Source organism: Actinomadura alba (assembly GCF_014323705.1).
In the GTDB taxonomy this organism is placed as follows: Bacteria; Actinomycetota; Actinomycetes; order Streptosporangiales; family Streptosporangiaceae; genus Actinomadura_C; species Actinomadura_C alba.
In genome coordinates this window covers 1-19848 of the sequence record NZ_JABVEC010000046.1, presented here as the reverse complement: position 1 = coordinate 19848, position 19848 = coordinate 1, and the positions used below count along the sequence as shown (strand labels likewise).

Below are 19848 nucleotides of genomic sequence, written 5' to 3'. Positions count from 1 at the left end.
CCGGCCGATCGATGTCATCGCCGGATCACGGGGTGCCCGGCGGGGCGGGGGAACAGAACGGAGAGCTCGCTTGACCGAGCCGAACGACAGCCTGAACGAGGACGACGCCGACCAGAGACCGGCCCACCGCCCGCGCGGCAGTGGCGTCCAGTCCGTCGAGCGTGCCTTCGAGCTGCTCGAGACCATGGCGGCCGCCGGCGGGATGGTGGGCCTCTCCAAGCTCGCCCAGGAGTCCGGGCTGGCGCTGCCCACGATCCACCGCCTCGTGCGTACCCTCGTCGACCTCGGCTACGTCCGGCAGGAGCCGTCGCGGCAGTACTCCCTGGGCCCGCGGCTGATCCGCCTCGGCGAGAGCGCGAGCCACCTCCTCGGCACCTGGTCGCGACCGCACCTCACCCGCTTGGTCGACGCGGTCGGCGAGAGCGCCAACCTCGCGATGCTCGACGTCGACCAGATCGTCTACGTGGCCCAGGTGCAGTCACGGCACTCGATGCGGATGTTCACCGAGGTCGGCCGCCGGGTCCACCCGCACTGCACCGCCGTCGGCAAGGCCGTGCTCGCCCACCTGCCGCCCGACGACGTACAGGCGCTGCTCCAGCGCACCGGGATGCCGGCCCAGACCGAGCACACGATCACCGATCCGGCCATGTTCGCGCAGGTGCTCGACCGGGTCCGGGTACAGGGCTACGCGATGGACGACGGCGAGCAGGAGGTCGGGGTGTGCTGCGTCGCCGTTCCCGTGCTCGGCACCACCAATCCCCTCGCCATCTCGGTGTCCGGGCCGGCCCCGCGGATGACCAACGAGGTCGTCCAGCGGGCGGTCCCGCTGCTCCACCGGGCCGCCGAGGAGCTCGCCCGCGAACTCGCGCCGTGACGCCGCCGGGCTCCGCCGCCGGCCACGCACGACGTACGCGTGCGCCCGTCGATCCGGTGGCGCTGACGCCCGTGAGGAGAGAGTGGCATGTCCGACGAGACTCTCGTAGAGGCTCTGTTCCAGGCTCGCCGCAAGGGCTTCGCCGACCCTGAGCCGACCGCGGCCGAGCATGATCTGGGGAAGGCCCTGGGCCTCCAGCTGGCCGTCCTTGATCGATTGGTCGCGTCAGGAGAGCGACTTGGAGGGTGGAAGGTCGGGCACACGGCGGGCCCTCGGCGGGGCCTGCTGGGCCGGGACTTCCGTCCGTTCGGATACATCCTCGACAGCCGGATCGTCGGATCGGGCGCCACTCTCCGGCACGGGCAGATCACTTCATGCTTCGTCGAGCCCGAACTCTGCGTCGTGCTCGGCGCGCCCCTGCGCGGTGACGATGTCGATCCCGCCACCGCCAGAGCGGCCGTTCGGGCGGTCGCTCCGGCGTTCGAGTTGAACGAGATCCGGCTGGCGCCGGACGCCGGCCATTCGGCGATGCTGGCCGACGGCCTGAGCAACTGGGGCATCGTGGTGGGGCCCGAGGCACCCGTACGGTCGAACCTGACCGGCACCACGGCCGAGTTGTGGCGCGACGGGGAACTGGTCACCACGAGGACGCCCGGTGACTCCATGGACGACCCGTTCCTCTCGCTGTCGCGCCTGTGCGCCCTGCTGCACCAGTACGGCCGCGGGCTGGAGCCGGGGCAGCGAGTGATCACCGGCTCGTTCTGCAACGAGACGGTCGAGGGCCCGGGCAGCTGGCGTGCCGTCTTCTCGGGCATCGGCGAAGTGGCGGTGCGGTTCGCCTGACGGTCGCCGGAGAGCCGGGGAACCGAGCCACCGCGCGGGTTCTCGGGCCGATTTCCCCGGAACGGACGGCCGCTCAGGAACAGGCGGCGCCGACCCGTGACGGCTGCTCGGCGAGGAATCGCTGGAGCGGCGCCATGTCGCCCTTGCCCGCTCCGGTGGCGGCGCCGCGAGCGGCCGCCGCCGCCTGTTCGAGGGTCTTCTTCAGCTTCGCGTCGTCGCTCTTCTTGGCCAGTGAGTCGAGCCGGGCGGCGAACCCGCCCACGGCCTGTTTCCACCGGGCGGCGTCCGTGGCGGGCGCCGTGCGCACTTGTGCGGCCAGTCCCTCGAAGGCCGCTCTGGTCTCGTCGCAGACCTCGGTCCTGTTCCCGCAGCCGGAGAGCAGTGCGAGTACGGCGACGCCGCAGACCATGGCAGAGCAACCCCGCAACTCGCGAAACATCGACGCTCCTCATTCTCCCCGGGCTCCGGGACAACCTATGGCATCGAGACGCCTCCGGCGGATCGTGCCGAACGGCCGGGATCCGTCGCTTAACGTGAAAACGCTTTCACCGCGCCGGGCTCGGCCCGGCGCGCAGCGGCCACCACCGGACAGCCGGACACGCGAGCAGGACGAACCCCCCGCCATGACCGCCGACATGGCTGAGAGAGTGTCGCGGTCTCCGTTTGTGCTGCTTCGCCCCGTGTAGCGTTATGAGCTCCGTGGCATGGTCAGGAGAGTGCAGAACGTGGTCGAAGCATGGCAGCCCGCCACTGAGCTCGAGGGCAGGATGCGCGATGCGCTCGACTCCGGCGACGACGAGGCCTACTACGGGCTTCTCGCCGAGGCCGAGCTGGTCATCCCCGTCGCACCGGAGCTGGTCGACGAGGTGCTCACCAACCGCGCCCAGCCCACATGGCCCACGCAGGAGCACGACGGGCGCACGCACGTGCTGGTCTTCACCTCTCCCGAGGCCATGCAGGCCACGCTGGGCCCCACGGTCGAGCACTTCATCCTGCTGAAGCTCGGCGAGATCGCCGACACCTGGCCACAGCCGCAGTGGTGGCTCTCGGTGAACACCGGCCTGCCGGTCCAGGGACTGGTCCCCGCGTGGTTCGTGCGGCAGATCGCCGACGGCGACGCCCGCCCGCCGCGCGCCGGGCTGCCCGCCCGCTCCGACGCGCTCCGCGTTCCGGACGTTCCGCCGGGACGGGCCACGGCCGAGGTCCCGGTCGTACAGTCGCCACCGCCCGGGGTCGCGGCGCCCCCCATGCCGGGCGGCGGCACCGAGCCCGTCGCCCAAGCGGCCCCGGTCGGCCCGTCGCCCGCCGTCGACGGCCCGGCCGAGCCCGTACGGCACCCGGACGGCCCGTCGCCCGCCGTCGGCTTCCGGCCGGCCAACGACGTCGAGCGGGCCCTGCTGCGGGCCGACGCCGAGAGCGACGAGGACACCTTCATCAAGACGCTCATCGGCGCCGAGGTGCTCATCCTGGTGCCCGAGCAGACAGACCCCACCAGGCGTCCCGGCCGTCCCGGCTTCCCGTGGCAGATCAGCGAGGCCGACGGCGAACGCACCATCGCACTGTTCACCTCGCAGGAACGCATGCTCGAGTTCCTCGGCGAGGACACCAAGCCGGGCACGGGCGGCGCGCCCGACTTCATGAAGTTCCCCTTCAGGTCCGTCATCCGCTACTGGCCGGATCGCGAATGCTCGCTCCTGCTCAACTCCGGCACCCTGGTCGGCAAGTCCTTCGCCGGCGAGCGGCTGCTCGGCATCGCCGAGTGGGCCGACCGGACGGCGGCGCAGCGGATGTCCGAGCGGTTCGAGCCGCAGAACGACGTGGAGCGTCGGCTGTACGACGCCACCACGCGACGCGACACCGAGACCTTCTTCAAGGTCCTGCGGAACGCCCAGGTGCTGATGCCGGCCGACCCCGAGACGCCGTGGGGCATCCAGCCCGGTGATCCCGGGTTCCCCTGGCGGCCCCTCACGATCCAGGGCGAGAACTCCATTCAGATCTTCACTTCGCTGAAATGGATGCACGACGCCATCGGGCCGTCGCGGTTCATCATGCCGAGCTTCCTGGACGTCGTGTCCTCGTGGCCCGACCCCGAGTGGACGCTGGTGCTCAACCCCGGGTCGCCGATCGACGCGGCCGTGTCGGGCGACCAGGTCGCCGCCCTCCGACCCACGGCCGCATCCGAGCCGGCCGCCGCCCCGGTCGAGCCGGTGGTGGAGCCCGAGGCCATGAGCGCCGCGCCCGGCGAGCCGGCTGCCGCGGCGCAGACCGGGCCGCAGCAGCCGCCGCTGCCGGAGTTCGAGCCGGGCAACCGCATCGACCAGGAACTCTACGAAGCGGCCGTGAACGGTGACACCGACACGTTTCTCCAGGTGCTGCTCAGCGCCGACGTGCTGGTGCCGGTCCCGGCCGACGCCCCGCTCGACCGCACCCCGATGGACCCGCACTTCCAGTGGAAGGCGGCGCTGCGCGACCCCTCGGCGGTGCAGGTCTTCACCTCGCTCGTCCAGCTCCACGCGACCCTGGGCGGCGCACCCGGCGCGAACCCCGCCGGGCCGGAGCCACGGTTCGTCTACATCGACTTCCGCGATCTGATCGACAGCTGGCCGCACGCCGAATGGACGATGCTCCTCAACCCCGGCACCCGCATCGGCGCGTCACTGCGCGGCGACCAGGTGCAGGCGCTGAGCGAGTGGGCCTTGCGGGTCGGGCTGATCCGCCGCGCCGACTCGGCCGCCACGGATGGCCGGCCGCCGGAGCCGCGACCGGCCGAGACGCCGGCGCCGCACGCTCCCGCCGTCGACGCGCACGGCCGGCCCATCGCGGCCGCGCCATACGAGGCCGTGCGCCGGTCGCCGGTCATGCAGAAGGTCCTGCCGCACGGCCACGTCACCTGGTATCTCGACCAGGGCTACGACCGGGTCGGCGGCTTCGTGCACCTGTCCTCCGACGTCGGCGATCTGCAGACGCCCGCACAGCTGTACGAGGTACTGGGCCTGCTGACCGCCGACTCCTCCTTCTCTCCGGACGACGACGGGGTCTACGTCATCCGCTGGACCGCGCACTGCGACGACCTCTACCGGATCCCGTTCGGCGGGCAGACCGAGGAGGACCGGCAGGTATGGGGCGACGCCGGCTGGATCGTGGAGCGGGCGCCCTTCCACGGCGACGGCTTCGCGCCCGGCAGCTTCGGCACGATCCGTGAATTCAAGGTGGACAGTGTCCGGCTCCCCCACGGCGCCGAGATGTACTACCTCGGGCGGGATCGCTCCGAACGCTTCGTGGCGGTCTATGACCCCGACGTCCTCACCTGGCTGCGGCAAGAGGACGAAGCCGATACGGCCCGAGACGAGCGCACGGAGGCCCCCCAGTGATCCGGGACGGTTACATCGCGAGCTGGGGCGGGGCCGAGTACGAAGCGAGCCCGGGCGCCGACTCGACCGTCCGGCTGTACACCGCGGAACCGGCCGAGGGCTTCGAGGAGACCAGGCCGGGCCGGTACCGCCGCGTGGTCTCCGCCGCCGAGCTCGACTCGCTCAACTACATCCGTACGGTCTGCACGTGGCGCGGCGAGCCCTTCGTCATCGTCGGCGAACACGAGAGCTGGCTACGGGTGGAGTACACCGGCGGGCTGGCGCCCGTCGCCGAGGCGCTCGGCCTGGACAGGATCGACCAAGGAGTCTGGCAGACGTGGGCACCGCGGACCGAAGTGGTCGACCTCCGTGAGGAAACCCTTTAGAGTCGACTAGCCGGACAAGTTAACCATCGGAGTTGATTTTGCCCGGCGGAATGATGTTCGCTTGGCTTCGGAAGACCGTGAGCGGGTAGCTCGCACTACATCTGGTCGACAGCGATGTGACGGAGGTGCTGTACCGGTGGTCTCCCGGTCGGTAAGCAAGCCGATGTTCGTAGGGCTCAGCGCGGGAGCCATCATCGCCTTGACGACAGGCGTCTCCGCGGCCCTTGTCGCGGACCCCTCCGCCTCGCCGTCGACGGGCACGGAGGTCACCAAGGAGCCGGCTACGGATCCATCGACGTCTCCCACGCCCGAGCCGCCACCCCCCGCACCCGTGCTCTATGTCGACCTGGTCCTGCCCTCCGGATCGGTACACGCCGGCGACTCGGTGAAGGCACGCGTCCACGTGTGGGCCACCCGAAACGTCGCCCAGAACACGAAGCTGCGCCTCGACACCAACGCCAACGCGACGGTGAGCTCGCAGCAGACTCTCGGCAAGGTCGGAGAGGCCGGCGTTTATCGCACCATGACGGTGACGATCCGTAAGGGCTTCACGAAGGGCTCCGTCCCCGTCACCGCGATAGCCACCGCGACGGGGGCCAAGACGAAGACCGACGGCGCCACCATCACGGTGACCAAGAAGCCGACGCCGAGCAGCACGTCGTCCAGTAATTCCAGCGGGTCCGGATCCAGCAGTTCGGGCTCGACCGGGTCGACCGGCACGTCCACCGGTACAACGGGCACCACTCCGTACGTGCCGCCGAGTCCGACGGGCGGGCTGGAGAGCCCGCAGGTCTCGCTGCCGGAGATCCCCGCGAGCGCGCCGTCGATGGCGCCCACGCTGCCGGCGGCCGCGCCTTCGCACACGCTGCGCAGCGGCGGCTCGCCCCAGGCTCAGGAGCTCACCTTCGAGCGGCTGGCCAGCACCCAGGCCGCCTGGCTGGCGGCGCTGCTGGTCGCCTTCTCGGTGCTGCTGACCCAGGTACGCCTCGGCCGCCCGGCCGCGGACCGGCGTCCCAAGGGCGACCACCGCCGTCCCCGGCACGGCCTCTTCCAGCGCTGATCGGCACCAGGCAAGACCCCTGTGACGCCCGAAGGGCGCGCTGCCACATGGCGGCGCGCCTTTCTGCGTCTCGGGGCGATCCCGGTGAAAGGACCTTGAATCCCGCGCATTCGACGGCGCACATCGCCGGGCCGCGATCACGCTGATGACCCGATTGCAGCGTCACTGTCACCGGACGTGAGTAGCCTGCCCCGTGCTGATCGACTTCCGGCATCACCGGTGGATCAGGCGAACCGGCCACGTGCGACGAAGAGGACACCCATGCCAAGAACCACGCCATCGCCCGGTACCGCTTCAGCGGATGAGGACACCCTCCTCCTACCGAAGGCGTGGCTCGGTTCCTTCCACCCGCGGCGCGGCGGTGCGGCCGGGCCTGTGATCGAGCTGGATCAGGACGCCGCCGCGACCGTACGGCGACGGGTGGCGGAGATCCGGGACGCGCTGGATCACCTGCTCGACGCCGAGCAGAGCCGCCGTGATCTGGTCGAGCCCGCGCGGGCCCATCTCGCGGGCGAGGTGAACGCCCAGGGTGCGGCCGTCATCGCCGCCGTCGTCGCGGCCGAGACCCAGATGGGGGACGACACCATCGGCTATGAGGGGCTCGGGGTGTTCGCCGACGCGTGGGTCCGCGAGCACGGGCTCGTGTTCGCGGCCACCGCGACGGCCGAGCTCAGCCGTGTCTTCGTCGCCGGGTACGACTGGGGGGAGAAGAAGCACCAGCGCCATCTCCGGCTCCGCAGCCTCGACGAGCGCGACCCCGGCTATAACCGTGGGCAGAAATGCCTCGACCTGGTGGCGGCACGGGTGCGCGCGCTCCTCGCGGTCGCCGGTGACGGCGAGTACCAGGAGGCGGTCGAGGCGCTGGCGGGCTGCCGCCGCGACGAGGTACAGCACCTCATCACGGCATATCTGATGCCGACGCAGACGGAGTGGGTCGACGCGTTCTGTGCCGCCCTGCCCCCCGACCTCCACCTGGAGCCCTACAAGCGTTCGAAGCTGATGTGCGCACTGGGCTCGATCGAGCAGCTCGAACGGGTGTACAGCGACGATCGGTGGTCCTGGCTGGCCGAGGAGATCCGCACGGTCGTCGACGGTGTCGGGTCCGCAGTCGTACCGATGCTGCTCCGGACCATCGACAACTGCACGTATTCCGCGGAGCCGTTGTTCCAGGCTCTTGGCGTTCTGCCCACGGATGAGGCGTTCGAACTGCTCGTGGCGCGGCTCGACATGCCGCATGCGCATGCCGCCGCGATCGAAGCCGCTGGGCGCTTCCCCAAGCGCGCGGTCCGGGTGCTTGCCGATGCGGCGACCTCCGGCCCGGCGACCATCGCCTCGTACGCCGTCCGCCTGCTGCGCGACCATGTGGCGGCCCATCCGGAGCTCGCCACCGAGGACGTACGCCAGGTGATCGAGAAGAGCACGTGGGCGGTGGAGGCGCCGCCGGAGTCCCTGCCGCGGTTGCTGGTCGAGCCGCCGTGGAACCGCGAGCATGCGAAGACCAAGCCCGTGACCGTCAGGGGCCTGAAGGCGCCGGACGAACCGGCGCTCGCCTGGGAGCCGGGGGAACGGGAGGCGTGGGCGGCGGCGGACGCCCCGTCGGCCGAGGACACGAACTGGGACGAGACCATCCAGCGTTTCCAAGATCGCCGGCTGCCGCCCGAGCAGGAGCCGGCGCTGTTCCTCGACGCCCCCGAGGACCGCGTCCGCCCGTTGCTCACCGACTGGCGACCCAGCCGGATCCACGACACCGACGGCGCGTGGATGAAGCCGATCGTGGCGCGCTTCGGGCTGGACGCGCTGCCCGCGGCGCTGGACTTCGCCGAAGCGCAGCCGGCGGTCGGCACCGGTCTACTGCTGCCGTTCAGCGACGCCAAGGTGGCAGCGCTGATGGCCGGGTGGCTGGTACGGCGCCCGAAGCTGCGTCCGGTCGTCCAGGACTGGTTCGGCCGGCACGCCCCGGCGGCGGCCCGCGCGCTCGTACCGGCGGCGCTGGGCAGGGCCGGGCAGCAGCGGCGCGACGCGGAGGCGGCGCTGCGGTTCCTCGCCTCGGGCGGACGCCACGATGAGGTCGTCGACGCGGCCCGCGGCCATGGGGACAAAGCCGCCCGCGCGATCGAGACCCTCCTGGCCACCGACCCGCTGGAGGACTTTCCGGCCGACCTGCCCTATGTCTCAGAGCGGCCCGACCCATACCTGCTCCCTGAGGTGCTGCTCCGGGACGGCGGCCGGGCCCTTCCCACCGAGGCCGCCGATCACATCATCACGATGCTCCTCATGTGCCGGCCCGACCATGTCTATGCGGGCATCGACGTGGTCAAAGAGATCTGCGACCCGGCCTCGCTGGCCGCGTTCGCCTGGGGGCTGTTCGAACGGTCGGCCCTGCACGATGAGAAAGGCATTTCGGGAGACGTGGCCTGGGTCTTCACGGCGCTCTCCGTGTTCGGTGACGACGAGACGGTACGCAGGTTCACGCCCATCATCCGGACCTGGCCGGGCAAGGGAGGCCACCACAGAGCGGTCGAGGGCCTCGACGTGCTCGTCGCGATCGGTACCGATGTCGCGCTCATGCACCTGAACGGCATCGCGCAGAAGGTGAAGTACAAGGGGATCAAGGCGAAGGCCCAGGAAAGGATCACCGCCCTCGCCGCCGAGCTGGGGCTGACTCCCGAACGGCTGGCCGACCGGCTCGTCCCCGACCTCGGGCTGGACGCCGCCGGCAGCCTCACCCTCGACTACGGCCCGCGCCGCTTCACCGTCGGGTTCGACGAGCAGCTCAAGCCGTACGTCCTGGACGAGGACGGCGTACGGCGCGCGGCCCTGCCCAAGCCCGGCGCCCGCGACGACCAGGAACTCGCCCCCGCCGCCTACAAACGATTCGCCGCCCTGAAGAAGGACGTCCGGACCGTGGCGGCCAACCAGATCGACCGCCTGGAACAGGCCATGGTCACGCAGCGCCGCTGGACGGCGGGCGAGTTCCGGGACCTGATCGCCCGGCATCCGCTGCTGTGGCACATCGCCCGGCGGCTACTCTGGATCACCGAGGACGGCCCGGCGTTCCGCATCGCCGAGGACCGCACGCTGGCCGACATCGACGACAAGGAGCTGACCCTTCGCGACTCCGACCGGGTCGGCATCGCCCATCCTCTCCTCCTGGGTGCCGATCTCAGCGCCTGGGCCGAGATCTTCGCCGACTACGAGATCCTGCAGCCGTTCCCCCAGCTGGGCCGCCCCACGTATGCGCTGACCGACGAGGAGCGCGCCGCCGCCGCACTCGAACGGTTCCACGACATCACCGTCCCGGTCGGCCAGGTACTCGGCATGGAACGCCGCGGCTGGCTGCGCGGCACCGCTGAGGACAACGGCATCCAGTGCTGGATCTACCGGCCGCTTCCCGGCGGTCGGGGCGTGGTCGTCGATCTCGACCCGGGCATCACGGTCGGCGACCCGAGCTACTGGTCCGAGCAACGCATCACGCAGGTATGGCTCAGCCCCAGCACCAAACTCAGCTGGCGCATCGACCGCGTCCCGCTCCCGTTCTCCGACCTGGACCCGGTGACCGCCTCCGAGGTCCTCACCGACCTCACCGCCTTGGCCACCGCCTGAGCCTGCGGACCCGGCTTGTTCACTCGTGGCGTGTCGGCGTCCAGCGACCCGCTGTGACCCCGACACGCCACGAGTCAACGATGGGCCACGTATTCGCGCAGGTGCCGGGCCGTGAGGGTCTCGGCCTTCTCGACGAGTTCCGCCGGGGTGCCCGTGAAGACCACCTCGCCGCCGTCGTGCCCGCCGCCGGGTCCGAGGTCGATCAGCCAGTCCGCGTGGGCCATCACCGCTTGGTGGTGCTCGATGACGACCACCGTGTTGCCGTCGTCGACGAGGCGGTCGAGCAGGGCGAGCAGCTTGTCGACATCGGCCATGTGCAGGCCGGACGTCGGCTCGTCCAGGACGTACACCGAGGACTTCTCCGCCATGTGGATGGCCAGCTTGAGGCGCTGGCGCTCACCGCCGGACAGCGTGTTCAGCGGCTGCCCGAGCCGCAGATACCCAAGGCCCACATCGCGCAGGCGGCCGAGGATCGTACGGGCCTGTCCGGAGCGGAAGAAGTCGTACGCCTCGGCGATCGACATGCCGAGGACCTCGCTGATGTTCTTGCCGTGGAGCGTGTACGTGAGCACCTCAGGCGTGAAGCGCTTGCCCTCGCACTCCTCGCACACCGACGCGACCCCGGCCATCATCGCGAGGTCGGTGTAGACGAGACCGATGCCGTTGCACTTCGGGCAGGCACCCTGGGAGTTGGCGCTGAACAGGGCGGCCTTCACCCCGTTGGCCTTGGCGAAGGCGGTACGGATCGGGCCCAGCAGCCCCGTGTACGTCGCCGGATTCGAGCGGCGCGAACCCCGGATCGGCGACTGGTCGGCGACGACCACGCCGTCCCGGCCGGAGAGGTGGCCGTGGATGAGGGAGCTCTTCCCCGAGCCCGCCACACCGGTGACCACGGTCAGGACGCCCGTCGGGACGTCGACCGAGACGTTCTTCAGGTTGTGGACGGTGGCGCCGGTGATGGGGATCCAGCCCGTGGGCGTACGGACCTCGTCGCGGAGGCCGGCTCGGTGCTCGAGATGGCGGCCGGTGAGGGTGTCGGACGCGCGCAGACCGGCCACGTCGCCCACGTAGCAGATCTCGCCGCCGTCCGAGCCGGCGCCGGGGCCGAGGTCGACGACATGGTCGGCGGTGACGATGACCTCGGGCTTGTGCTCGACGACCAGGACGGTGTTGCCCTTGTCGCGCAGGCGCAGCAGCAGGTCGTTCATCCGCTGGATGTCATGCGGATGCAGCCCGACCGTCGGCTCGTCGAAGACATAGGTCACATCGGTCAGCGAGGAGCCGAGATGGCGGACCATCTTCACGCGCTGTGCCTCGCCGCCGGAGAGGCTGGACGAGGTGCGGTCGAGGCTGAGGTAGCCGAGGCCGATCTCGACCAGTGAGTCGAGGGTCTGGCGCAGGGTCGCGAGCAGCGGGGCGACCGACTCGTCGTCGATGGCGGCGATGAACTCGGCCAGGTCGCTGATCTGCATCGCCGAGCACTGGGCGATGTTGACGTCCTTGATCGTGGAGGAGAGCGCGGCGGCGCTCAGCCGCGTCCCCCCGCAGGACGGGCAGGTAGCGAAGACCACCGCGCGGTCGACGAAGGCCCGGATGTGGGACTGCATCGCCTCGCGGTCCTTGGAGAGATAGCTCCGCTCGATCCTGTTGATCAGACCGTCGTAGGTGAGGTTGTGCGTGCCGATCTTGACCTTGCACGTTGGCTTGTGGAGGAGGTCCTCCCACTGCTCGGGCGTGTAGTCCTTCAGCTTGACGTCCGGGTCGAAGAACCCAGAGCTCGCGAAGACCTGCCACTGCCAGGAGTCGACCGCGTATCCGGGTACGGTGATCGCACCTTCGTTGAGGGAGAGTTCGCGGTCGACCACCTGATCGATGTCGATCTTCGACACCTGGCCGAGCCCCTCGCATTCGGAGCACATGCCCTCGGCGCTGTTGAAGCTGAAGGCCGTCGAGGTGCCGATGTGCGGGGTACCGAGCCGGCTGAAGATGATCCGCAGCATCGTGTAGGCGTCGGTCGCCGTACCCACCGTGGAGCGGGAGTTGGTGCCCATCCGCTCCTGGTCGACGACGATCGCCGCGCTCAGGTTGCGCAGGGCGTCGACGTCCGGGCGGCCCATGCTCGGCATGAACGACTGGATGAACGCCGCGTAGGTCTCATTGATCAGGCGCTGCGATTCGGCGGCGATGGTGCCGAAGACCAGCGAGGACTTTCCGGAACCGGAGACGCCGGTGAAGACCGTGAGCCGGCGCTTGGGCAGGTCGACCGAGATGTCCTTGAGGTTGTTCTCGCGGGCCCCGCGGACCTCGATCACGTTGTGGTGGTCCGCGGCGGTCTGCTGGTCGGCGGTCATGCCGGCTCTCTCGCTCTCTCTCGGGGGGTGATGCTCGCTTGCCTACTGCCGGTGCTCACTGCCCGGTGTTCGGCTGTGCTTCGGCCGTCCGGTGTTCACTGGCCGGCGGGGGCGACCCAGTCGACGAGCTGGATGACGACGCCGTTGGGGTCGGTCACCTGGAACAGGCGCTCGCCCCACGGTTCCTCGCGCAACTCCATGGTGATGGCGACGCCCTCCGCGCGCAGCCGTTCGTACTCGGCGAACAGATTTTCGACCGTGAACGCCACGATGATGCCCGACGCGTGCTGGTCGCGGAAGCCCTCGGGCAGGACCTCTGTACCGCGCCTCAGGTAGACGACGTTCGCCGCGTCATCGCGGACGAGCGAGGCGAAGCCGTCCGCGGCGGCGGCCTCCTGGAAGCCGAAGTGAGTGGCGAGGAAGCCCGCGGACGCGGCGACGTCGTCGACGGTCAGCGAGACGGCGGTCGAGGTGATCTTCATGAGGGCTCCTGCGCTCGTCGGGCATCGAACTCTGTACAATGTACTCTATACGACGTATAAGAAAGTTCGTCGCGAGAGGATGGGCGTCATGGCGAAGGATCGAATCGGCACGGGCGACCCGTCCCGCACGCTGGAGCTGCTCTGGCGGGAACCGGGCCGCGGCGGCGGCAAGGGACGCGGCCCCAAGCAGGGGCTGAGCGTCGACCAGGTGGTCCGGGCCGCGATCGAGCTCGCCGACGCCGAGGGACTGGACGCCGTCACCATGCGGCGGGTGGCCGAGCGGCTGGGCGTCACGCCAATGACGCTCTACACGTACGTGCCCGGCAAGGCGGAGCTGCTCGACCTCATGCTCGACGCCGTCTACCTGCGGATGGAACGCACCGACCATTCCGGCGAGCCGTGGCGGGAGAGGGTGACGGCCGTCGCCCGCGAGAACCTGGAGCTCGCCGACCGGCACCCGTGGACGACGGCGCTCACGGTGACCCGGCCGCCGCTCGGGCCGGGGCTCGTGGCCAAGTACGAGCACGAGCTGCGGGCCTTCGAGGGGCTCGGCCTCGATGACGTCGAACAGGACGCGGCGCTGACGCATCTGCTCGACTTCGTGCAGTCGACGGCCCGCAAGGCGCACGACGCGGCGGCGGCCGAGCGCGACAGCGCGATGTCGGACGAGCAGTGGTGGGCCGCGAACGAGCCGCTGCTCGCCCGGGTCTTCGACCCCGAGCGCTACCCCGTCGCCACCAGGGTGGGAAGCGCGGCGGGAGAGGCGCACCAGAGCGCGTACAGCGCGGAGCACGCCTACGAGTTCGGGCTACGGCTCATCTTGGAGGGTCTCGCGGGGTTGGTCGGCGAGACCGCCGCGCGCGGTTAGTCCAGCGCTCCCGCCTTCACCCTGCCGAGGAAGTCGCTCCACTCCGGACGCGTGAAGCACAGCACCGCACCGTCCGGATCCTTGGAGTCTCGCATCGCGACCACCTGGCCCGCCGAAGCCGCGACTTCGACACAGGTTTCTCCACTGCCCCCGCTACGAGTGCTCTTCCGCCAAGCAGCGGCTACTTCGACACAGGTTCCTTCTCCTCCACCGCTACGAGTGCTCTTACGCCATGCAACAGACGAAAGATCCAGTCCAGTCATACAGTCCTCATCTCTGGCCCGGCGCTTACAACCTCGACATTACGCGCTCGATCAACGCCAGAGAATCGGCTGGCGAAAGTGCGGCGGCACAAAGGTGGTCGAAGACGAGTTTGTAGCGATGGATGTCCTCGTCTTCCTCGAGGTACCAGCTGAGCGTCAGGCTCTCGATGAGCACGACCATGAGTTCGCCTCGATCTCCCACATCCAGAAGCGTGAACGGGCCTTCCTTACCAGGATGCGCACCGGCCGCGAATGGGAGCACCTGAAGGGTCACGCACCCGCGCTGGGAGATCTGGAGCAGGTGACATAACTGGTCACGCATGACCTCACGGCCTCCGAACGGTCGGTGCAACACGGCCTCATCGACCACTGACCACAGCACGGGTCGTGGTGTCTGGAGGAGACGCTGACGAGCCGTCCGAATGGAGATGAGCTCATCCACTCTCCGAGGTGTGAGCCCGGGAACGCCCGATCCAATGATCGCCCGAGCGTAATCCGTGGTCTGCAATAAGCCGGGCAGGTGGAGAGCCTCGAAAGTGCGGATGGCGGACGCGTCGGACTCGAGGCTGATGTAGTCCAGCAGAGACGGCTCGATCCGGCCCTTGTAGTCGAGCCACCAGCCCTTTTTGTTGGCGTCCTTGCGGAGGGTGAGCAAGGCACGCCGGAGGTTCTCGTCTCCGACGCCGTACTGGTCAAGTATGAAGGCGAGCTCGCCCTGGCGCAGGCCCTGCATGCCGCGCTCGATTTTGCTGAGTGACGAGAACGTACGGTCGAGCCGCCGAGCGGCGGCCTCCAGGGTGAGTCCACGGTCCTCACGGAGCCGACGCAACTCCCGGCCGAGGCGGCGGCGCCGTACGGTCGGCCGCAGGGGATCTGCCATGCCGTACATGGTGGTTCATCACCCAACGCGAGGTTACGGATTCAGCGAGTATCGACAATTGTCCGAGCCGGTAGTTCGCGGACAAAGCCAACCACCTGCTCATCGGTCCGGTCCGATCCAGCCGCCCTGGCCGCGGGCTGAGGCGCGCCAGTACGGCGCGGCCGACAGTAGGCTCATGGACATGAAGTGATGATGAGGTATCCGCGAAGCGCCCGGCGCTGGATCCGCGAAGCGCCGGCCACTGACGCCGTTCGAGCCTGCTGCTCCGGCGTCCGCGGTCTCGTTCAGGCATGCCCGTCAGCTACTTCGAATGAAACGGCATCTTCATGACCACTGCGGCCGACCGGACGTTTCTTAATCAAGTCGCCGACCGGCTTGCTGCCCTGCCCGCCGTCCACGCTGTCACCCTCGGGGGCTCCCGCGCCCAGGGCACTCACACTGCGGACAGCGACTGGGACTTCGCCCTGTACTACCGGGGCGGCTTCGACCCCGATGATCTGCGAGCCATCGGCTGGGACGGCGAGGTCTCCGAGATCGGCGGGTGGGGCGGCGGCGTCTTCAACGGCGGCGCCTGGCTCAGGATCGACGGCAGGCATGTCGACGTCCACTACCGTGATCTGGACGTCGTCGAGCACGAACTTGCCGAGGCGGAACAGGGCCGGTTCCGCTGGGAGCCGCTGATGTTCCACCTTGCAGGCATCCCCAGCTATCTGGTGGTCGCCGAACTGGCCATCAATCAGGTCCTGCGCGGCACCCTGCCCCGCCCGACCTACCCGGAGCCGCTGAGGGCGGCCGCGCCCCCGATGTGGCGCGACCGGGCGGCCCTGACGCTCCAGTACGCCAAGGCGACATACGCTCCGCGCGGCCAGGCCGCCGAGGTCGCGGGTGCCCTCGCCACCGCCGCAATGCAAACAGCCCACGCGGTCCTCGCCGCACGCGGCGAGTGGGCCACCAACGAAAAGCGGCTGCTGCATCAGGCAGGACTGCGCGGAATCGACGCAATCGTGGCCGAGCTGGCACCTGAGGCGAACAAGCTGACACGGGCGATCGCCGAGGCGGAAGCACTGTTCAAGGCGGCTTGATCCCATGGCTGCGGCAAAGCCTCGAGAGGCCCCCGCGTCGGCCACGAGTTCGTTCCATGGCCATCGGCCGAATGCCTGGTTCCTCGCTGCGGTCTGCGCTGCTTTCCCAGGCTTCCACCCGAAACGGGGAGACCGATGGCGCGGTGGAAATGGATGACGGCTGGGCTGATGGCAGTCTGTGGGGCGGACGAGAAGCCGGGGCCGGCCTCCTCCTACTGGACGGATGAGCGCGGGCGAGAGGCGTCTCCGGCGCAGATGCCCAGGCCGTGAGCCGGCCTCCAACTTCACCCTGGCGACAGTAAGGACGCTCAGCGGGTGCGGCGCTTGAACACCGGTTCACCGATCCGCACGCGGAAGACGACGCTTGCGGCGAAGCTGAGGGCGGCCAGTCCCACAAGGCACAGCGCCAAGAGCAGAGCACGATGCGGCCCCGCACCCGTCGACGCCGATCCCCACATGACCAGCGCTGCGAGGAAGGGAAACACCGAGAGACCGGCGCACACGATGCTCGTGGTCAAGCCGGCCTCCGCGATGAACCGCTGTGAGCCGGTGTGGTTGCCGCCCATGGTGGGTCTTCCTTCGGCAAGGGGCCAGATGACGATCTACAGTGCGCCCCATCCTGCTCGGTTCAGGTAACGGATCAGGCGCAATGCCGTTCGCCGTGCCGGCCGTGCGGTCGTGGGACCCGAACCATGATCTACCCGCCCGACCCGATCACGGAGTGTGGGGCAGAGCCCGGCCACAGGCGGCGGCGGAGAGGATGCCCAGGAGACCGAGGCCGACGAGGGCCGTCGCCATGCCCGCGGCTCCGGCGTCGAAGAGCCGCCCCACCGCGAGGCCGCCCGCGAAGGCGACCATCCCGGACAGGAAGGCGGCCACTCCCAGGTACGCCCCGATCTGTGCGGGAGGGGCGTATCGGGCGGTGGTCTGGAAGAGCGACGGCTGCAAGAGGCCCTTCGCCAGCCCATTGAGCACGGCGGCCGTGAGCAGGCCGGTCAGATGTGCGCCACCCAGGGGAGCGAGCAGCACGTATCCGGCGCCCGCGGACAGCAGTCCTGTGCGCAGCACCCACGGGCGTCGGGCCCGGTCACCGGCCGCGCACCACGGCTGGATCGAGGCGGCGACCGCCGCCGACAGGCAGAAGAACAGCGTCGTCGTTCCCGAGTCGATCCCCTTGAGAGGGACGACCGTCACCGTCGCGTCGGCGAGCAGCATGCTGGGTGCGCTCACGGCGGCGAACCGGAGGAACACCCGGTCATGGAGCACCGCCGTCACACCGCCGGCGACTCCCCGTGCACCGATCGAGCGAGGGCGCCGGACCACAGGGTCGCGGCGCCGCCGGTGCAGCATCGCGAACAGGACGGCCGCGATCGTCCACATGGCCGCCGCCGTACCGGCCAGGAGCCCGAACCCGCCCGGCAACCCGAACCCGCCCGGGAGATCGACCCCGCTCGGCAGGCCGAACGCGACCGCCGACGCGAGACCGCCGGACAGCAGCACCAGCCCGACGGGCGGGCCGGCGACCGCCGCGACCTGGCCGGTGATCACGTAGGCCGCGAACCCGCGGGCGCGCCGTGCCGGCGTCACCCCGGCCAGCAGGGACTGCGCGGCCGGGTGGAACAGCGCGCCGCCCACGCCCAGCAGGACCGCCGCGCCGAGCAGGTCGGCGAGCCCGTCCGCCGTCCCCAGCAGTGCGAAGCCGCCCGCCCGCAGGACACAGGCCAGCACTCCCATCCGCGTCGCCCCGAGCAGGTCGGTGACCGCGCCCACCGGAAGGAGCAGCGCGTACTGCACGGCCATGCGCACGCCGAGCACCAGGCCGATCGCCCCGGCGAGCAGGCCGAGGTCGTCGCGCATGTGCGCCACGACGTGCGCCATCACCGCGTAGAAGCCGAGCGCGGCGGCGAGTTGCACACCGACGATGACCCCTATCACCTGCCGGTCACCGTCGGCGGCCCGCGGCGGGGCGGGCGCGACAACCAATGTCAACTCATCTTGCCCAGGCCACGCGCCAGGATGGTGGCCGTGCTCGCGACGACGGAGTCGTCCAACGCGGCGTCGGCGGACCGGCGGTTGGTGTAGATCGCGATGATCAGTGGCGCGCCGGAGGGCGGCCAGGCGATCGCGATGTCGTGCGCGCCGCCGTACGCCCCGGGGGTACCGGTCTTGTCGCCGACGGTCCAGTCCTTCGGCAGGCCGGCCCGGATGCGGCGGTCGCCGGTGGTGTTCGCGCGCAGCCAGCCGATCAGCCGCGCTCTGTCCGGCTCGGCGAGTGCGCTTCCGGTGGTGAGCTTGGCGAGGTTCCGGCCCATGAACGCAGGCATGGTGGTGTCCCGCTTCTCGCCCGGGCTCCACTCGTTGAGCTCGGTCTCCCAGCGGTCCAGCCGGGACACCGGGTCCCCGAGGGAACGGAAGTACCTCGTCAGTCCAGCGGGCCCGCCGATCTGCTTCAACAGCAGGTTGCCCGCCGTGTTGTCGCTGACGGTGATGGTCGCATGGCACAGCTCCGCGACCGTCAGACCGGTGTCGACGTGCTTCTCGGTGACCGGCGAGTAGGGCACCAGATCACTCTGGTTCCACCGGATGAGCCGGTCGAGCAGACCCGGGTCGGACCGGCGCGCCTTGTCGAGCACCGCGGCCGCCACCATCGCCTTGAAGGTGGAGGCCATGCCGAAGCGCTCGTGGCCCCGGTGGTCGATGGTGGCGCCGGTGCCCGTGTCGAGCGCGTACGCGCCGATGCGTCCCTGGAAGGACGCCTCCAGCTTGCGCAGTTCCTTCTGTACGTCGTCCTTCTGTACGTCAGCGCTCCGGGCCGGTGTCGCAACGGTGATCTGAGACGTGCCGCTCTGTGGAGCCGCGTTCTTGATGGTGCCGTCCGTACCGCAGGCGGCCGCACCGAACAGTGTGGTGACGGCCAGCGCGGCGGCTCCCAGAGCGGTCCGGCTCCGCCGGGCGTTGTGGTATCGCATCCAATCTCCTCGCTCTCGATCTCCGGATGGAGAGAGCAGACCAGAGCGGCTCGCCCGGCGTCCAATCTCATCTGGGTTGACGACCCATATGAGATTCCCTATCGACGCAGGTCAGAGTGTGGAGGAGAGCGGATCCCCGCCGCTGAGACCACGACCGCCCGGCTCAGGCAGTCGGCAGCAGCGAGGGGTCGGACCCTCGGCGAACGCGGCGCCGCCACCCTCGAGAACTGGCACCCCCTGCGCAAGGCCCGCTGCTCACCCAGCCGACTGACCACCATCGTCAAGGCCATCCTCACCCTGCACCACCAGGCCGCATGAAGATGGAATGGACTCCCTGTACAAAGCTCAGAAAAATCGGTATTTCATAACCAGGCGATATTGCTACATATGACCTATATTGCAAAGATTGGTATTCGGCTTCGCGGTCACACGACACAAGAATCCGAGAGGAAGGGAACGCACCTGCGATGGGTCACATAGAGCGCTTGCCATTCGAACAGATGAGCGATACTCTTTAATGGCATACAGAAGCAGGTTACGTGATGTTGGAAGCCCTGTTCGGTGCCTCTTTTCCGTCCGCCCCGATTCCTTTGGCTCTTTCGATAAGGAGTGTGTTGTGGCATTCGGTCCGGTGTCCGCTGTGCCGTCGCCGTCCTGTGCGGCTGAGGCGTTGGCGATGGCGGAGGCCGCGTTCGATTTCTTCAACAGGGGGGATCTGCCCGGCCTGCCGGTCGCCGTGCAGGCGGAGTCGTTGCGGGTGTGGGCGCGGTTGGAGGCCAAGCAGGCGGCGGCGCATGCGCGGCTGCTGGGTGCGTTCGATGCCGGTGAAGGGCCGAA

Annotated in this window: 17 protein-coding genes; 9 read left to right on the top strand and 8 right to left on the bottom strand. The window is 69.6% G+C overall.

What is annotated here, in order from left to right:
- The first annotated feature begins 91 nt into the window (after positions 1-91).
- Together HKK74_RS35065 and HKK74_RS35060 are read left to right on the top strand one after the other, a co-directional pair.
- Positions 92-874, top strand: coding sequence for an IclR family transcriptional regulator (locus HKK74_RS35065; RefSeq protein ID WP_281398172.1), 783 nt, complete (start codon positions 92-94; stop codon positions 872-874).
- A gap of 87 nt (positions 875-961) precedes the next feature.
- Complete coding sequence (locus HKK74_RS35060) at positions 962-1717, top strand: 2-keto-4-pentenoate hydratase (RefSeq protein WP_187247722.1); 756 nt, start codon at positions 962-964, stop codon at positions 1715-1717.
- 73 nt (positions 1718-1790) lie between these two features.
- Here HKK74_RS35060 and HKK74_RS35055 read toward each other — a convergent pair whose 3' ends face one another.
- Complete coding sequence (locus HKK74_RS35055) at positions 1791-2156, bottom strand: hypothetical protein (RefSeq protein ID WP_187247721.1); 366 nt, start codon at positions 2154-2156, stop codon at positions 1791-1793.
- Between the two features lie 265 nt (positions 2157-2421).
- On the opposite strand from HKK74_RS35055, the gene HKK74_RS35050 reads away from it, so the two are divergent.
- From HKK74_RS35050 to HKK74_RS35035, 4 genes are all read left to right on the top strand, one after another.
- Positions 2422-5088: an SseB family protein gene (locus tag HKK74_RS35050; protein WP_187247720.1), complete on the top strand. Its 2667-nt coding sequence runs from the start codon at positions 2422-2424 to the stop codon at positions 5086-5088.
- Positions 5085-5453, top strand: coding sequence for a UCP033725 family protein (locus HKK74_RS35045; protein ID WP_187247719.1), 369 nt, complete (start codon positions 5085-5087; stop codon positions 5451-5453). Before HKK74_RS35050 ends, HKK74_RS35045 begins: the two co-directional genes overlap by 4 nt.
- A 163-nt stretch (positions 5454-5616) precedes the next feature.
- Positions 5617-6513, top strand: a complete 897-nt coding sequence (locus HKK74_RS35040; RefSeq protein WP_187247718.1) for a hypothetical protein — start codon at positions 5617-5619, stop codon at positions 6511-6513.
- A 375-nt stretch (positions 6514-6888) separates the two neighbouring features.
- Complete coding sequence (locus tag HKK74_RS35035) at positions 6889-10116, top strand: DUF4132 domain-containing protein (protein WP_187247717.1); 3228 nt, start codon at positions 6889-6891, stop codon at positions 10114-10116.
- Between the two features lie 74 nt (positions 10117-10190).
- On the opposite strand, the gene HKK74_RS35030 is transcribed toward HKK74_RS35035, so the two are convergent.
- Positions 10191-12467 (bottom strand): ATP-binding cassette domain-containing protein, encoded by a 2277-nt coding sequence (locus HKK74_RS35030; protein ID WP_187247716.1) that lies wholly within the window; start codon positions 12465-12467, stop codon positions 10191-10193.
- A gap of 95 nt (positions 12468-12562) precedes the next feature.
- Positions 12563-12949 (bottom strand): VOC family protein, encoded by a 387-nt coding sequence (locus HKK74_RS35025; RefSeq protein WP_187247715.1) that lies wholly within the window; start codon positions 12947-12949, stop codon positions 12563-12565.
- An 88-nt stretch (positions 12950-13037) separates the two neighbouring features.
- Here HKK74_RS35025 and HKK74_RS35020 point away from each other — a divergent pair, with 88 nt between their 5' ends.
- On the top strand, positions 13038-13817 hold the full coding sequence (locus HKK74_RS35020) for a TetR/AcrR family transcriptional regulator (RefSeq protein WP_187247714.1): 780 nt from the start codon (positions 13038-13040) through the stop codon (positions 13815-13817).
- Here HKK74_RS35020 and HKK74_RS35015 read toward each other — a convergent pair.
- Positions 13814-14080 (bottom strand): DUF397 domain-containing protein, encoded by a 267-nt coding sequence (locus HKK74_RS35015; protein WP_187247713.1) that lies wholly within the window; start codon positions 14078-14080, stop codon positions 13814-13816. The genes HKK74_RS35020 and HKK74_RS35015 overlap by 4 nt on opposite strands.
- A 25-nt stretch (positions 14081-14105) precedes the next feature.
- Positions 14106-14960, bottom strand: coding sequence for a helix-turn-helix domain-containing protein (locus tag HKK74_RS35010; protein ID WP_187247712.1), 855 nt, complete (start codon positions 14958-14960; stop codon positions 14106-14108).
- Between the two features lie 326 nt (positions 14961-15286).
- On the opposite strand from HKK74_RS35010, the gene HKK74_RS35005 reads away from it, so the two are divergent.
- Positions 15287-16042, top strand: a complete 756-nt coding sequence (locus tag HKK74_RS35005) for a nucleotidyltransferase family protein (RefSeq protein ID WP_187247711.1) — start codon at positions 15287-15289, stop codon at positions 16040-16042.
- Between the two features lie 308 nt (positions 16043-16350).
- On the opposite strand, the gene HKK74_RS35000 is transcribed toward HKK74_RS35005, so the two are convergent.
- The 3 genes from HKK74_RS35000 to bla form a co-directional block, all read right to left on the bottom strand.
- Positions 16351-16608 (bottom strand): hypothetical protein, encoded by a 258-nt coding sequence (locus HKK74_RS35000; RefSeq protein WP_187247710.1) that lies wholly within the window; start codon positions 16606-16608, stop codon positions 16351-16353.
- A 148-nt stretch (positions 16609-16756) separates the two neighbouring features.
- A complete protein-coding gene (locus HKK74_RS34995) occupies positions 16757-18031 on the bottom strand; it encodes an MFS transporter (protein WP_187247709.1) in 1275 nt (424 codons plus the stop codon).
- Positions 18028-19011 (bottom strand): class A beta-lactamase, encoded by a 984-nt coding sequence (gene bla, locus HKK74_RS34990; RefSeq protein WP_187247708.1) that lies wholly within the window; start codon positions 19009-19011, stop codon positions 18028-18030. The genes HKK74_RS34995 and bla overlap by 4 nt, the downstream gene beginning before the upstream one ends.
- 616 nt (positions 19012-19627) lie before the next feature.
- Between bla and HKK74_RS34985 the strand changes: the two genes are divergently transcribed.
- Positions 19628-19848, top strand: a 221-nt coding sequence (locus tag HKK74_RS34985; protein ID WP_187247707.1) for a hypothetical protein, incomplete at its 3' end; no start/stop codon positions are given.

Bases quoted from the DNA above. Each gene is read 5' to 3' on its own strand.
- HKK74_RS35060 (WP_187247722.1), top strand. From the start codon at position 962: ATGTCCGACGAGACTCTCGTAGAGGCTCTGTTCCAGGCTCGCCGCAAG.
- HKK74_RS35055 (WP_187247721.1), bottom strand. From the start codon at position 2,156: ATGTTTCGCGAGTTGCGGGGTTGCTCTGCCATGGTCTGCGGCGTCGCC.
- HKK74_RS35050 (WP_187247720.1), top strand. From the start codon at position 2,422: ATGGTCAGGAGAGTGCAGAACGTGGTCGAAGCATGGCAGCCCGCCACT.
- HKK74_RS35040 (WP_187247718.1), top strand. From the start codon at position 5,617: ATGTTCGTAGGGCTCAGCGCGGGAGCCATCATCGCCTTGACGACAGGC.
- HKK74_RS35030 (WP_187247716.1), bottom strand. From the start codon at position 12,467: ATGACCGCCGACCAGCAGACCGCCGCGGACCACCACAACGTGATCGAG.
- HKK74_RS35025 (WP_187247715.1), bottom strand. From the start codon at position 12,949: ATGAAGATCACCTCGACCGCCGTCTCGCTGACCGTCGACGACGTCGCC.
- HKK74_RS35020 (WP_187247714.1), top strand. From the start codon at position 13,038: ATGGCGAAGGATCGAATCGGCACGGGCGACCCGTCCCGCACGCTGGAG.
- HKK74_RS35015 (WP_187247713.1), bottom strand. From the start codon at position 14,080: ATGACTGGACTGGATCTTTCGTCTGTTGCATGGCGTAAGAGCACTCGT.
- HKK74_RS35010 (WP_187247712.1), bottom strand. From the start codon at position 14,960: ATGGCAGATCCCCTGCGGCCGACCGTACGGCGCCGCCGCCTCGGCCGG.
- HKK74_RS35005 (WP_187247711.1), top strand. From the start codon at position 15,287: ATGACCACTGCGGCCGACCGGACGTTTCTTAATCAAGTCGCCGACCGG.
- HKK74_RS35000 (WP_187247710.1), bottom strand. From the start codon at position 16,608: ATGGGCGGCAACCACACCGGCTCACAGCGGTTCATCGCGGAGGCCGGC.
- bla (WP_187247708.1), bottom strand. From the start codon at position 19,011: ATGCGATACCACAACGCCCGGCGGAGCCGGACCGCTCTGGGAGCCGCC.